Genomic DNA, 14,650 nt, shown 5'->3' with positions numbered 1-14,650 from the left:
GCGGTCCCGGGCGCGGGCGGTCCGGACGGTCCCGGGCGGGCCCCCGCCCCGCCGGAGGCGGCCCGCATGCCGCCCCGGCCCCCGGAAAACCGACAAAGCGGCGTGGCCGGGCCGTCGCGTACTCCACGGCGGACAAGCCGCGAATCGGGCCCGGAGTCCTACGGTGGTGTCGACAAGGACCCGCACACATCCGAAGGGCCGGGATTCGCATGACCTCCAGCCACGCCTTCTGGCTCGCCGGCCGCCTGGCCACCGGCGAGGACAGCTTCGACGTCCACAACCCGTGGGACGGCCGTCTCGTCGGCACCGTCAGCGTGCCGACCGACGCCCAGGTCGAAGAGGCCGTGGCCGCGGCGTACGCCGTGACGGCGGAGTTCTCCGCGACCCCCGCCCATGTCCGCGCCGCCGCCCTGGACCACGTGTCCAAGCGGCTCGCCGAGCGCACCGAGGAGATCGCCCAGCTGATCTCCGCCGAGAACGGCAAGCCCATCAAGTGGGCCCGCGGCGAGGTCGGCCGTGCCGTCTCCGTGTTCCGCTTCGCCGCCGAGGAAGCCCGCCGCTTCAACGGCGGGGAGGCCCAGCGCCTCGACACCGACGCCGGCGGCGTCGGCCGCCTGGCCCTGACCCGCCGCTTCGTCAAGGGCCCGGTCCTCGGCATCGCGCCGTTCAACTTCCCGCTGAACCTGTGCGCCCACAAGGTCGCCCCGGCCATCGCCGTCGGCGCGCCGATCATCCTCAAGCCGGCCCCGGCCACCCCGCTCTCCGGCCTGATCCTCGGCGAGCTGCTCGCCGAGACCGACCTCCCGGCCGGCTCCTGGTCGGTCCTGCCGGTCGCCAACGAGAAGATGCCGGCCCTGGTCCAGGACGACCGCCTGCCCGTCATCTCCTTCACCGGCTCCGACAAGGTCGGCTACGCCATCCAGCAGTCGGTGCCGCACAAGCACTGCACCCTGGAGCTCGGCGGCAACGCCGCCGCCGTCGTCCTCGACGACTGGTCCTCCGAGGCCGACCTCGACTGGGCCGCGACCCGCATCGCGACCTTCTCGAACTACCAGGCCGGCCAGTCCTGCATCTCCGTGCAGCGCGTGATCGCCGACGCCTCCGTCTACGACCGCCTCGTCGACAAGGTCGTCGCGAAGGTCCGGGCCCAGGTCACCGGCGACCCGTCCGACGACGCCACCGACGTCGGCCCGCTCGTCTCCGAGGACGCCGCCAAGCGCGTCGAGTCCTGGGTGGACGAGGCCGTCTCCGCCGGTGCCAAGCTGCTCACCGGCGGCAAGCGCGAGGGTGCCTCGTACGAGCCGACCGTCCTCGCCGACCTGCCCGACGGCGTCACCCTCGCCTGCGAGGAGGTCTTCGGCCCGGTCCTCACCCTGCACAAGGCCGAGAACACGGACGAGGCCTTCGCCGCCGTCAACGACTCGAAGTTCGGCCTGCAGACCGGTGTCTTCACCCACGACATCCAGGTCGCCTTCCGCGCCCACCGCGAGCTCGAGGTCGGCGGCGTGATCATCGGTGACGCGCCGTCCTACCGCGCCGACCAGATGCCCTACGGCGGCGTCAAGCAGTCGGGTGTCGGGCGCGAGGGCGTCCGCTACGCGATGGACGACTACACGTACGAGCGAGTCCTGGTCCTGACCGGCCTGAACATCTGATTCCGTACGTCCACCTGGCCGACGGCCGGAGCCCACTGTGCGGGGGCTCCGGCCGTTCCCTTTTCCCCCGCCCCCGGCGTTCCCCCACCCGGCCTTCCCCCGCCCGGCCCAGCCGGGCTTTTCCGGACCGGACGAAGCGGGTACGACTCCCAAGTAGCACCCGCTGGTAGTCAGAAGCGTCCCCCAATCGGCGGCGAGGTGAGCCCCCTCATGTCCGCAACACAGCCCGCACAGCCCAAGGTGACCGAGCGCGACGCACGGCAGGTCGCGGAGGCGGCCAGGGAACAGGACTGGCACAAACCGAGCTTCGCCAAGGAACTCTTCCTCGGCAGGTTCCGCCTCGACCTGATCCACCCGCACCCGCAGCCCGCCGACGAGGACGTCCGGCGCGGCGAGGCCTTCCTGGCCCGGCTCAGGGCGTTCTGCGAGACTGCCATCGACGGCCCCCGCATCGAGCGGGAGGCGCGGATCCCCGACGAGACCGTGCGCGGACTCAAGGAGCTCGGCGCCCTCGGGATGAAGATCGACCCCAAGTACGGGGGCCTCGGCCTGACGCAGGTGTACTACAACAAGGCGCTGGCCCTCGTCGGATCGGTCAGCCCCGCCATCGGAGCCCTGCTCTCCGCCCACCAGTCGATCGGCGTCCCCCAGCCGCTGAAGATGTTCGGCACACAGGAGCAGAAGGAAACCTTCCTGCCGCGCTGCGCCACCACCGCCATCAGCGCGTTCCTGCTCACCGAGCCGGACGTCGGCTCCGACCCGGCCCGGCTGGCCACCACCGCCGTCCCGGACGGCGACGACGCCTACGTCCTCGACGGCGTGAAGCTGTGGACCACCAACGGCGTCGTCGCCGACCTGCTCGTCGTGATGGCCCGGGTGCCCGCCTCGGAGAACCACCGCGGCGGGATCACCGCCTTCGTCGTCGAGGCCGACTCGCCCGGCATCACCGTCGAGCACCGCAACGCCTTCATGGGCCTGCGGGGCCTGGAGAACGGCGTCACCCGCTTCCACCGGGTCCGGGTCCCCGCCTCGCAGCGCATCGGCGCCGAGGGAGCCGGCTTGAAGATCGCGCTGACCACCCTCAACACCGGCCGGCTGTCCCTGCCCGCCATGTGCGTCGGCGCCGGCAAGTGGAGCCTGAAGATCGCCCGCGAGTGGACCGGCGTCCGCGAGCAGTGGGGCCGCCCGGTCGCCCGCCACGAGGCCGTCGGCGCGAAGATCTCCTTCATCGCCGCCACCACCTTCGCACTGGAGGCCGTCGTCGACCTCGCCTCCCAGATGGCCGACGAGGACCGCAACGACATCCGCATCGAGGCCGCCCTCGCCAAGCTCTACGGCTCGGAGATGGCCTGGCTCATGGCCGACGAGCTGGTCCAGATCCGCGGCGGACGCGGCTTCGAGACCGCCGAGTCGCTCGCCGCCCGCGGCGAGCGCGCCGTCCCCGCCGAGCAGCTGCTGCGCGACCTGCGCATCAACCGCATCTTCGAGGGCTCCACCGAGATCATGCACCTGCTGATCGCCCGCGAGGCCGTCGACGCCCACCTGTCGGTCGCCGGCGACCTCATCGACCCCGACAAGGACCTCGGCGACAAGGCCAGGGCAGGCGCCCGCGCCGCCGGCTTCTACGCCCGCTGGCTGCCCAAGCTCGCCACCGGCCCCGGCCAGGTCCCCGGCACCTACCGCGAGTTCCACCCCGCCGGCCACCCCGACCTCTCCGTCCACCTGCGCCACGTGGAGCGCAGCGCCCGCAAGCTCGCCCGCTCCACCTTCTACGCCATGTCCCGCTGGCAGGGCCGGATGGAGACCAAGCAGGGCTTCCTCGGCCGGATCGTCGACATCGGCGCCGAGCTCTTCGCGATGAGCGCGGCCTGCGTCCGCGCCGAGCACCTGCGCGCCACCGGCGACCACGGCCGCGAGGCCTACCAGCTGGCCGACGCCTTCTGCCGGCAGTCCCGCATCCGGGTCGAGGAGCTGTTCGGACGGCTCTGGAGCAACACCGACGACCTGGACCGCAAGGTCGTCGCCGGGGTGCTCGCCGGCAGCTACACCTGGCTGGAGGAGGGCGTCCTCGACCCCTCCGGCGACGGCATGTGGATCGCCGATGCCACCCCCGGCCCGTCCACCCGGGAAAACGTCCACCGCCCCTTCCGCTGACCTGCGATCATCGCCGGGCGCCGGTTGAGGCGTACAGGACCGGCGACGGGGAATCGGATGCATGTGAACACGGACAGGGAGAGCCGGAGGCTCGCCTGGTGCGTGGCGCTGCTGCTGCGCCACGCACCGGACGCCGTCGCCGCCGCCGTCCTCGGGCGGCTCGACGCCCCCACCCGCCGCTACCTGTGCCGCGACGAGTACCTCCCGGCCCCCGTCGTCACCCTGCTGCTGCGGGACGGCACCGCCGAGGACCGCGCCACCGTCGCCCGCAACCCGCACGTGCTCGGCCGTCCGCTGCCCGGCCTGCCCGGCCCCGCCCGGTACGCCGCCCGCCCCGGCCCCTCGCCCGAACTGCTGGCCACCATCGGCGCCCAGCTGGGGCGGGCGCCGGAGCCGCCGCTGACCAGCGCCGAGGTGGTCGGCCTGCTGCGCCTGCACGGCCGTCGCCGCCCTCGGGTCCCGCTCAGCATCCTGACCCTGGACCACCAGCTCGACCCCGCCCTGCTGCTGAGCGAGCACGCCCGCTCCCCGCTGCCGCCCGGCTCCGCCGAGGCGCTGCTGCTGGTCGGCGGGCTCGACCGGCAGACCTGCCTCGCACTGCTCGACACCCGCGCGCAGGAGGCGTACGGGCCCGACTGGCACCGGCCGGCGGTCCGCGCCGTCCGCACCGGCACCCTGACCTTCGACGAGCTCGCGGCGGCCGTGGCACCGGCCCACCGCACGCTGCTGCTCGGGCAGCTGCACGCCACCGCCAACCTGGGCTGGAACCTCGACGAACGGACCGGCATGCGCGCCGCCCTGACCCGGGTGCTGCGCCCCGTGCTGGGCGACGACCCGCGGCTGTGGGCCGAACTCGGCCGCCACGCCCCCGGATTCCGCGGCACCCTGCCCGAGCTGGCGGCCGCGGTGGCCGCCGGGGCCGCTCCCCGGCCGGGCTCGGAGGGCGCGATAGCCACCCTCGGCCAGGCCGTCACGGACCTCGCCCCCGGCTCCCCGCGGCCGGTCGTCGGCGGTGTCGACCGCGAGCTGGCCCTGGCCAGCCTCGGGGTCCCGAACGCCATGGGCGACGTGCGGGAGGACATCCGCTGGGTCCGCGCCTGCCTGGACCGCGGCGTGCTCACCGGCACCGACGTCGTCCGGCACAAGGCGCCCGCCGCCTGGGCGCTGGACGAGGACCACTGGCTGGGCGACACCGACCACCCCGACCGGTACGACCGGCCAGGGGCCGTCCTCGCCGCCCGCGCCGAGGCCGACCGGCTGTGCGACGCCGCCCTCGGCACGGACCCCGACGCCTGGTGGGAGGCCGCCCGCGCCCTGCCCGACTACGTCGGGACCCTGCCCGAGCTGCTCGCTGACGTACTGCGCGGGGAGCCGGGTGGGGACTCCGTGTCCAAGCGCTCCTGAGTTGCCGCGACAATGGGGGAATGAGCGACAGTCCAGCCCCCCTCGCCGATCCGCACCTCCTCTTCGACGCCGCGGCCGGCCGCCGGGACATCGTCATCCTCGGCTCCACCGGGTCCATCGGAACCCAGGCCATCGACCTGGCCCTGCGCAACCCGGACCGGTTCCGGGTGACCGCGCTGTCCGCCGCGGGCGGGCGCCCGGGGCTGCTGGCCGAGCAGGCCCGGCAGCTGCGGGTGCGCGCCGTGGCCGTGGCCCGCGAGGACGCCGTACCGGCCCTGAAAGAGGCGCTGAGCGCCGCCTACGGAGCCTCCGAGCCGCTGCCCGAGATCCTGGCCGGGCCGGACGCCGCGACCGGGCTCGCCGCCTCCGAATGCCACACCGTTCTCAACGGCATCACCGGCTCCATCGGCCTCGCGCCCACCCTCGCCGCGCTCCGGGCGGGCCGGACTCTCGCCCTGGCCAACAAGGAGTCGCTGATCGTCGGCGGCCCGCTGGTCAAGGAGCTCGCGCAGCCCGGGCAGATCATCCCGGTCGACTCCGAGCACGCCGCCCTCTTCCAGGCCCTCGCCGCCGGCACCCGGGCCGACGTCCGCAAGCTCGTCGTCACCGCCTCCGGCGGCCCCTTCCGCGGCCGCACCCGCGCCGAGCTGGCGTCCGTCACCGTCGAGGACGCGCTCGCGCACCCCACCTGGGCGATGGGCCCGGTCATCACCGTCAACTCGGCGACCCTGGTCAACAAGGGGCTGGAGGTCATCGAGGCGCACCTGCTCTACGACATCCCGTTCGAGCGCATCGAGGTCGTCGTCCACCCCCAGTCCTACGTCCACTCGATGGTGGAGTTCTCCGACGGCTCCACCCTCGCCCAGGCCACCCCGCCGGACATGCGCGGACCCATCGCGATCGGCCTCGGCTGGCCGCAGCGGGTCCCGGACGCCGCCCCCGCCTTCGACTGGACCAAGGCGTCGACCTGGGAGTTCTTCCCCCTCGACACCGAGGCCTTCCCGGCCGTGGACCTGGCCCGGCGCGTGGGCACGCTCGGCTCCACCGCCCCCGCCGTCTTCAATGCGGCGAACGAGGAGTGCGTGGACGCGTTCCTGGCCGGTCGGCTGCCGTTCACGGCAATCATGGATACGGTCTCTGCCGTGGTCGATGAGCACGGGACGCCGGACACGGGAACCTCCCTCACCGTGGAGGACGTCCTCGAAGCGGAGACCTGGGCCAGGGCCCGGGCACGGGAGATGGCGGCACAGGCCGCCGTGGAGGCGCGCGCATGACAGCACTCATGACGGTGCTCGGCATACTGATCTTCGTATTCGGGCTGCTCGTCTCCATCGCCTGGCACGAGCTCGGCCACCTCTCCACGGCCAAGCTCTTCGGCATCCGCGTGCCCCAGTACATGGTCGGCTTCGGCCCGACCATCTGGTCGCGGCACAAGGGCGAGACGGAGTACGGGATCAAGGCCATCCCGATGGGCGGCTACATCCGCATGATCGGGATGTTCCCGCCCGGCGACGACGGCAAGGTCACCGCCCGGTCGACCTCCCCGTTCCGCTCGATGATCGAGGACGCCCGCTCGGCGGCGTACGAGGAGCTCCAGCCGGGCGACGAGACGCGGCTCTTCTACACGCGCAAGCCGTGGAAGCGCGTCATCGTGATGTTCGCCGGCCCGTTCATGAACCTGGTGCTGGCAATCGCGGTCTTCTTCGGCGTCTGGATGACCTTCGGGGCGAACCAGACGACCACGAAGATCGCCAGCGTTTCGCCGTGCATCATCCAGCAGAGCGAGAAGCGCGAGGTCTGCAAGGACGGCGACCCCGTCGCCCCGTCCAAGGCCGCCGGCCTGCGCCCGGACGACCGCATCGTCGCCTTCAACGGCCGCGCCGTGACCGACTGGTCCGTCCTGCAGCAGCGCATCCGCGACACCGTGGGCCCCGCCACCGTCACCGTCGAGCGGGACGGGAAGCGCCTCACCCTGCCCGTGACACTGATCGAGAACCGGGTGGCCAAGACCGACGGCCACGGCGGCTACGTCAAGGGCGAGTACGTCACGGCCGGCTGGCTCGGCTTCACCCCGAAGACCGAGACGGTCCCCCTGACCTTCGGCCAGTCCGTCGGCCACATGGTCGATGAGGTCGACCGGAGCCTCGAAGGGCTGCTCAAGCTGCCTGCCAAGATCCCGGGGCTGTGGAACGCCGCCTTCGACGGCGCCGAGCGCGAACCCGACTCCCCGATGGGCATCGTGGGCGCGGCCCGGATCAGCGGGGAGATCGCCGCCCTGGACATCCCGGCCACGGACCGGCTGGTGGTCTTCCTCCAGCTCGTCGGCTACTTCAACCTCTCCCTCTTCCTGTTCAACATGCTCCCGCTGCTGCCGCTGGACGGCGGGCACATCGCGGGCGCCCTGTGGGAGTCGGTGCGGCGCACGGTGGCCAAGGTGTTCCGCCGGCCCGACCCCGGCCCGTTCGACGTGGCGAAGCTGATGCCCGCCGCGTACGTCGTGGCCGGCGTCTTCGTCTGCTTCACGCTGCTCGTCCTCGTGGCCGACGTGGTGAACCCCATCAAGATCACCTGATTCGACCGCATGTGCGCCAGGCGTGCGCGGGCCGGGCACGAATCGTGCCCGGCCCGTTGCGTACGGGTGTCGGGGCCCCCTCGGATGCAAGGGCGGCGCCCACGTTGGCGTAACCTCGAAGCCGGAGCCCGCCGATCTCGGGACCTCGATCCACACCGCACCTTGGGGTTGCACAGCAGATGACTGCCATCTCTCTCGGAATGCCGTCCGTGCCGACGAAGCTTGCCGACCGCAGGGTCAGCCGCAAGATCCAGGTCGGCACGGTGGCCGTCGGTGGCGACGCACCCGTGTCGGTGCAGTCCATGACCACCACCCGTACCTCCGACATCGGCGCCACGCTCCAGCAGATCGCGGAGCTGACCGCCGCCGGCTGCGAGATCGTCCGCGTGGCCTGCCCGACCCAGGACGACGCCGACGCCCTCGCCGTCATCGCGAAGAAGTCGCAGATCCCGGTCATCGCCGACATCCACTTCCAGCCGAAGTACGTGTTCGCCGCGATCGACGCCGGCTGCGCCGCCGTCCGCGTGAACCCGGGCAACATCAAGCAGTTCGACGACAAGGTCAAGGAGATCGCGAAGGCCGCCGGCGACGCCGGCACCCCGATCCGCATCGGCGTCAACGCCGGTTCCCTCGACCGCCGCCTGCTCCAGAAGTACGGCAAGGCCACCCCCGAGGCGCTGGTCGAGTCCGCGCTGTGGGAGTGCTCCCTCTTCGAGGAGCACGGCTTCCGCGACATCAAGATCTCGGTCAAGCACAACGACCCGGTCGTGATGGTCAACGCCTACCGCCTGCTGGCCGCGCAGTGCGACTACCCGCTGCACCTCGGCGTCACCGAGGCCGGCCCCGCCTTCCAGGGCACCATCAAGTCCGCCGTCGCCTTCGGCGCCCTGCTCTCCGAGGGCATCGGCGACACCATCCGAGTCTCCCTCTCGGCCCCGCCGGTCGAGGAGGTCAAGGTCGGCCGCCAGATCCTGGAGTCGCTGAACCTCAAGCCGCGCCGCTTGGAGATCGTCTCCTGCCCGTCCTGCGGCCGTGCCCAGGTCGACGTCTACAAGCTGGCCGAAGAGGTCACCGCCGGCCTCACCGGCATGGAGGTCCCGCTGCGCGTCGCGGTCATGGGCTGTGTCGTCAACGGCCCGGGCGAGGCCCGCGAGGCCGACCTCGGTGTCGCCTCCGGCAACGGCAAGGGCCAGATTTTCGTCAAGGGCGAGGTCATCAAGACCGTGCCCGAGTCGAAGATCGTGGAGACCCTCATCGAGGAGGCGATGAAGATCGCCGAGCAGATGGAGAAGGACGGCGTCCCCTCCGGCGAGCCCACCGTCGCCATCGGCGCCTGAGCCCCGCCAGCGCCCCGCACCCCACCGGCCCCGGCCCCGTTTCCGCAGCTCGCGGGCGGGGCCGCGGCCTTTTCGTGACCCGTGCGACCAGGCATTCCCACCGCGCGGCGGGTACAGTTCGACAGATCAGTAGCCCTGTAGGTGAGGCCCCAGTGTTGACGCAGACCACCACGCGGGTCCTCGAGCCCGGCGATCTCGACGCCGCGCTCGCGATCCTCGAACGCGAGCCCGTCGAGAACGCCTTCGTCACCTCCCGGGTCCAGGTCGCCGGACTCGACCCCTGGCGCCTGGGCGGCGAGATGTGGGGCTACTACGCGGGCGGCGAGCTGCGCTCCCTGTGCTACGCGGGCGCCAACCTCGTCCCCGTCTGCGCCGGCCCCGACGCCGTACGGGCCTTCGCCGACCGCGCCCGGCGCACGGGCCGCCGCTGTTCCTCCATCGTCGGCCCGGCCGAGGCCACCGGGCTGCTGTGGCGGCTCCTGGAGCCCAGCTGGGGCCCGGCCCGCGAGGTCCGCGCCCACCAGCCGCTCATGGTCACCGAGCAGCCGTCCGCCGAGGTGCGGCCCGACCCGCTCGTCCGCCGCATCCGCAAGGACGAGATGGACCTGATCATGCCCGCCTGCGTGGCCATGTTCACCGAGGAGGTCGGCGTCTCGCCGCTGGCCGGCGACGGCGGGCTCCTCTACCAGGCCCGGGTCGCCGAGCTGGTCGGTTCCGGCCGCTCGTTCGCCCGGGTCGAGAACGGCAAGGTCGTCTTCAAAGCGGAGATCGGCGCCGCCACCGCCTCCGCCTGCCAGATCCAGGGTGTGTGGGTGGCCCCCGAGTTCCGCGGCCGCGGGCACTCCGAGACCGGCATGGCCGCCGTCGTCGGCTTCGCGCTGCACGACGTCGCGCCCGTGGTCAGCCTGTACGTCAACGACTTCAACGCCGCCGCGCGGGCGGCGTACCGGCGCGTCGGCTTCCGCGAGGTCGGCGCGTTCATGAGCGTCCTGTTCTGAGCGGCCGCCGCGCCGCGCCGCCACGGCGCCCGCCGGGCCGGCGGCGGCGCGGCCGCGGCACGGTCGGCGGGAACTCCCCCCTGGCACCCGCTCGGGCATACCGGCGGGCCGGGGCCGCCGAGTAAGGTCACCGCATGCTGCCTACTCCCGAGGGCGACATCCCCGCCCGGCCCGCCGGACTGAGCATCGGCCCCCTCGACCTCGCCGCGCGCGTCGACGAGGCCCTGCGCGTGCAGGCCGTGGCCTTCGGGCTCAGCGAGGAGGAGGTCGGCATCCGGCGCTACATCGTCCAGCGCCACATGACCTGCCGCGGGGCCCGGGCCCTCGGCGCGTTCACCGACGACGGGGCCCTGGCCGGATTCGTCTACGGGATGCCGAACGACCGCGCCTACTGGTGGTCCTCGATCGTCGAGCCGTACCTGCGGGCCGAGGGGAACGACGGCTGGCTCGACGACTCCTTCGTCATCACCGAGCTGCACGTCCACCCCGGCTTCCAGGGCCGCGGCGTCGGCCGCGCCCTCATCACCCGGATCACCGACCCCGCCGCGGAACCCCGCTCGATCCTCTCCGCCATCGACGCCGAGAGCCCGGCCCGCCGGCTCTACCGCGCCCTCGGCTACACCGACCTCGCCCGCCAGGTGCACTTCCCGAGCGCCCGCCTGCCGTACGCCGTCATGGGCGCCCCGCTGCCGCTGCGCAGGCCCTGAAATTCTGTTCGGGGCGCCCGCGGTCCCCCGGTAGCCTCCGGTCATGGCAAAGCAACCCGTGCAGCGCATGTCCCGCCTCATGGCCAGGACCCTCCGCGAGGACCCGGCCGACGCCGAGACCCTCAGCCACCGCCTCCTCGTCCGCGCCGGATACGTCCGCCGCAGCTCGGCCGGGGTGTGGACCTGGCTGCCGCTCGGCAAGCGGGTCCTGGACAACGTCTCCCGCATCGTCCGTGAGGAGATGGACGCGATCGGCGCCCAGGAGGTGCTGCTCCCGGCACTGCTGCCGAAGGAGCCGTACGAGGTCAGCGGGCGCTGGTCGGAGTACGGAGACCTGCTCTTCCGGCTCAGGGACCGCAAGGGCGCGGAGTACCTGCTCGGCCCCACCCACGAGGAGATCTTCACCCTCGTCGTGAAGGACCAGTGCACGTCCTACAAGGACCTGCCGGTGATGCTCTACCAGATCCAGACCAAGTACCGCGACGAGGCACGGCCGAGGTCCGGCGTGCTGCGCGGCCGCGAGTTCCAGATGAAGGACTCGTACTCCTTCGACGTCGGCGACGAGGGACTGGCCGAGTCCTACGCCCTGCACCGGGCCGCGTACCAGCGGATCTTCACCCGCCTCGGCCTCGACCACCGGATCGTCTCGGCGGTCTCGGGCGCGATGGGCGGCTCCGCGTCGGAGGAGTTCCTGGCGCCGGCGGCGGCGGGCGAGGACACCTTCGTGGACTGCCCCGCCTGCGACTACGCCGCCAACACCGAGGCGGTCACGTTCGTCCCGGACCCGGCCGCCGCGGCCGGCGCCGGGCACCCCCCGCTGGAGGAGATCCCCACCCCCGACACCCCGACGATCGAGACCCTCGCCGCCCACCTCGGCGTCCCCGCGTCGGCCACGCTGAAGAACCTCCTGGTGAAGGTGGACGGCGAGATCACGGCCGTCGGCGTGCCCGGGGACCGGGAGGTCGACCTCGGCAAGCTGGGCGAGCATCTCGCCCCGGCGGCAGTGGAGTTGGTGACGGCTGAGGACTTCGTCGACCGCCCCGACCTGGTGCGCGGCTACGTGGGCCCGCAGGGCCTCGACAAGGTCCCCTACATCGCCGACCCCCGTGTCGCGCCCGGCACTTCATGGGTGACGGGCGCCAACAAGCCCGACACGCACGCCCGGAACGTGGTCTGCGGCCGCGACTTCGAGGTGGACCGGTACCTCGACGTGGTCGTCGTGGAGCCCGGCGACCCCTGCCCGCGCTGCGGCGCCGGGCTGCGGCTCGACCGCGCCATCGAGGTCGGCCACATCTTCCAGCTCGGCCGCAAGTACGCGGACGCCTTCGGGCTGGACGTGCTGGGCCGCGAGGGCAAGCCGGTGCGGGTCACGATGGGCAGCTACGGCATCGGCGTCTCGCGGGCCGTGGCCGCGCTGGCCGAACAGACCGCCGACGAGCGCGGCCTGGCCTGGCCGGCGGAGGTGGCCCCCGCGGACGTCCACGTCGTGGCGGCGGGCAAGGCCGCGCAGCTGGCGCTCGCGGAGTCGGCGGCCTCGGCGCTGGCGGAGTCCGGGCTGCGGGTCCTGCTGGACGACCGGGCGGGCCTCTCTCCGGGCGTGAAGCTCACCGACGCGGAGCTGATCGGGGTGCCGTGGATCCTGGTGGCGGGCCGACGGTCCGCCGAGTCCGTGGTCGAGCTCCAGCACCGCGCCACCGGTGCCCGCGAGGAACTCCCCCTGGACGAGGCCCTGGACCGCCTCCGCGCAGCCCGCTGACCCGTCCGGCGCTGCCGGGGCCCGCTGTGCCCCGGCAGCCGCCGGGACCTCAGGCCGGGCCGGTCGCCGGGCCGGTCGCCGGGTTGGCCGCCGGGCCGGCCGCCGGGTCGGCGTCGGCCGGGAACAGGGGCTCCGTCCCGTCCTCGATCGCGACAGCGGGCGGCGCCCCGGCATCCACCGCGGGCGGGGCCGGGGCGGGGGGCACGGCCGCGGCGCCGTACGCGGCTTCGGCGTCGTACGCGGCCTCGGCTCCGGATTCTGCGTCGGCCTCGGTCGCCGGGGGCCGGGGCCGGGCCCTGGCGACCGGTCGGGGCTCGGACTCGCCGTCGGGCGGCGTCGGCGTCGTGCGCTCCAGGAACCGCAGCAGCTCCACCGGGAACGGCAGCACCAGCGTGGAGTTCTTCTCCGCGGCCACCGCCACCACCGTCTGGAGCAGCCGCAGCTGGAGCGCCGCCGGCTGGTCCGACATCACCGCCGCCGCCTCGGCCAGCTTCTTCGACGCCTGGAGCTCCGCATCCGCGTTGATCACCCGGGCCCGGCGCTCGCGGTCGGCCTCCGCCTGCCGGGCCATCGACCGCTTCATCGTCTCCGGCAGCGAGACGTCCTTGATCTCGACCCGGTCGATCTGCACGCCCCACCCCACGGCCGGGCTGTCGATCATCAGCTCCAGGCCCTGGTTCAGCATCTCCCGGTTCGACAGCAGGTCGTCCAGGTCCGACTTGCCGATGATCGAGCGCAGCGAGGTCTGCGCCATCTGCGAGACCGCGAAGCGGTAGTCCTCCACCTCGATGATCGCGCTCGCCGGGTCCACGACCTTGAAGTACACGACCGCATCGACCCGCACCGTGACGTTGTCCCGGGTGATGCCCTCCTGCGCGGGCACCGGCATCGTCACGATCTGCATGTTCACCTTGTGCAGCCGGTCGACGAGCGGCACGACCATCGTGAACCCCGGGGGCCGGATGCCCTCCCGCAGCCGGCCGAAGCGCAGGACCACGCCCCGCTCGTACTGCCTCACGACCCGTGCGGCGGCACCCGCGTACACCACGATCGCCAGACCCACCGCGACACCCGCTGCAAGCAGTTCCTGGACCATGACGGCCTCCTGCCGGGCATACGTTCGTATCTACCGTATGCCCTACAGCCAGGCGGCGAACTCCAGCAGCAGCTCCGCGTCCCGGCGCCGCCCGGCGGCCAGCGCGCGGTTGCCCGACTCCACCGCCCGGAAGAGCGTCCAGCCCCGCAGCCGGTCCCGGTCCACCTCCAGGCTGTCGGCCAGCTTGTTCACCCGGCGGCGCGCTCCCGCAGCCCCCGCCGAGGAGGCGACCAGGTCCTCCAGCCGGTCCCGGACCAGCCGGGCCAGGTCGTACGCCCGCTCGCCGACCAGCGGGTCCGGGCCCACCGTCAGCCAGGGCGCCCGGTCGCCCGCCAGCACCTTGCCCTGCCGGAAGTTCCCGTGCAGCAGCAGCTCCTCGCCCGGCACGGCGGTCAGCTCCGCGCGGGCCTCCAGCGCCGCTGACGCCAGCGCCGCGGCCTCCGGCGGGGCCTTGCGGAGCTCCTCTGCCTGCCGCGCGGTGTGCTCCGCGACCGTCTCGAAGGCGTGCCCGGCCGGCGGCCCCACCCACAGCCTGCGCAGCGTGCCGCAGGCCTCCAGCAGGGCCTTCGCCTCCGGCAGGGAGCGCAGGGACACCTCGGGGTGGAGCCGCTCCAGCAGCAGCGCCCCGTCCTCGGCGCTCTGGCGGGTGTCGAGGACCCGGACGGCCCCGAAACCGCCCCAGTGCGCCAGCGCGGCCAGCTCCAGGTCGGGCCGGGCCTGCGGGGGAGCGAGCTTCAGCGCGGCCGGGGTGCCGTCGGCGTACCGGACCAGGACGACGAGGCTGCTGCGCCCGCCGGGGGCCTGGACCCGCAGGGCCTGTACCGCACGCCGGGCCAGTGCCGCCTCGGTGAGCCGGGGCAACTGCGCCAGCCAGTCCGCGTTCCCGTCCGAATCCGGCGCCTCGCCGAGCGCCCGTACGAGCCGCTGCGGCGGTTCGAAAGCCATGCGTGCGTGATCCCTTTCAGCTTGAC

Annotated in this window: 11 protein-coding genes; 9 read left to right on the top strand and 2 right to left on the bottom strand. The window is 73.2% G+C overall.

The genetic code is table 11. The annotated features are described in order from the left end of the window. The first annotated feature begins 209 nt into the window (after positions 1-209). From AC068A_RS24590 to AC068A_RS24550, 9 genes are all read left to right on the top strand, one after another. Positions 210-1,655, top strand: a complete 1,446-nt coding sequence (locus AC068A_RS24590) for an aldehyde dehydrogenase family protein (RefSeq protein ID WP_478588220.1) — start codon at positions 210-212, stop codon at positions 1,653-1,655. A gap of 210 nt (positions 1,656-1,865) precedes the next feature. After that, complete coding sequence (locus AC068A_RS24585; RefSeq protein ID WP_478588219.1) at positions 1,866-3,809, top strand: acyl-CoA dehydrogenase family protein; 1,944 nt, start codon at positions 1,866-1,868, stop codon at positions 3,807-3,809. A gap of 63 nt (positions 3,810-3,872) precedes the next feature. Then, positions 3,873-5,213 (top strand): hypothetical protein, encoded by a 1,341-nt coding sequence (locus tag AC068A_RS24580; RefSeq protein ID WP_478588217.1) that lies wholly within the window; start codon positions 3,873-3,875, stop codon positions 5,211-5,213. A gap of 20 nt (positions 5,214-5,233) precedes the next feature. Continuing rightward, the gene (dxr, locus tag AC068A_RS24575; protein ID WP_478588215.1) at positions 5,234-6,487 is read left to right on the top strand and encodes a 1-deoxy-D-xylulose-5-phosphate reductoisomerase; all 1,254 of its coding nucleotides are present in this window, start codon (positions 5,234-5,236) and stop codon (positions 6,485-6,487) included. After that, positions 6,484-7,785, top strand: coding sequence for a M50 family metallopeptidase (locus tag AC068A_RS24570; protein ID WP_478588213.1), 1,302 nt, complete (start codon positions 6,484-6,486; stop codon positions 7,783-7,785). The genes dxr and AC068A_RS24570 overlap by 4 nt, the downstream gene beginning before the upstream one ends. A gap of 179 nt (positions 7,786-7,964) precedes the next feature. Then, positions 7,965-9,122 carry a flavodoxin-dependent (E)-4-hydroxy-3-methylbut-2-enyl-diphosphate synthase gene (ispG, locus tag AC068A_RS24565; RefSeq protein ID WP_478588211.1) on the top strand — a complete coding sequence of 386 codons (1,158 nt, stop codon included), beginning with the start codon at positions 7,965-7,967 and terminating at the stop codon, positions 9,120-9,122. Positions 9,123-9,274: 152 nt separating this feature from the next. Then, positions 9,275-10,120: a GNAT family N-acetyltransferase gene (locus AC068A_RS24560; RefSeq protein ID WP_478588210.1), complete on the top strand. Its 846-nt coding sequence runs from the start codon at positions 9,275-9,277 to the stop codon at positions 10,118-10,120. A gap of 134 nt (positions 10,121-10,254) precedes the next feature. Next, positions 10,255-10,827 carry a GNAT family N-acetyltransferase gene (locus AC068A_RS24555; protein ID WP_478588208.1) on the top strand — a complete coding sequence of 191 codons (573 nt, stop codon included), beginning with the start codon at positions 10,255-10,257 and terminating at the stop codon, positions 10,825-10,827. 43 nt (positions 10,828-10,870) lie between these two features. Further along, entirely contained in the window at positions 10,871-12,583 is a 1,713-nt protein-coding gene (locus tag AC068A_RS24550) for a proline--tRNA ligase (protein WP_478588206.1), read from the top strand. A 49-nt stretch (positions 12,584-12,632) separates the two neighbouring features. Here the strand turns inward: AC068A_RS24550 and AC068A_RS24545 are convergent, their stop codons facing one another. Further along, the gene (locus tag AC068A_RS24545; RefSeq protein WP_478588204.1) at positions 12,633-13,679 is read right to left on the bottom strand and encodes a slipin family protein; all 1,047 of its coding nucleotides are present in this window, start codon (positions 13,677-13,679) and stop codon (positions 12,633-12,635) included. A 42-nt stretch (positions 13,680-13,721) separates the two neighbouring features. Then, positions 13,722-14,624 carry an aminoglycoside phosphotransferase family protein gene (locus AC068A_RS24540; RefSeq protein ID WP_478588202.1) on the bottom strand — a complete coding sequence of 301 codons (903 nt, stop codon included), beginning with the start codon at positions 14,622-14,624 and terminating at the stop codon, positions 13,722-13,724. Positions 14,625-14,650: the final 26 nt, after the last annotated feature.

The organism is Streptomyces sp. NPDC043854 (genome assembly GCF_056436005.1).
This window is presented reverse-complemented; position numbering and strand designations above follow the sequence as displayed.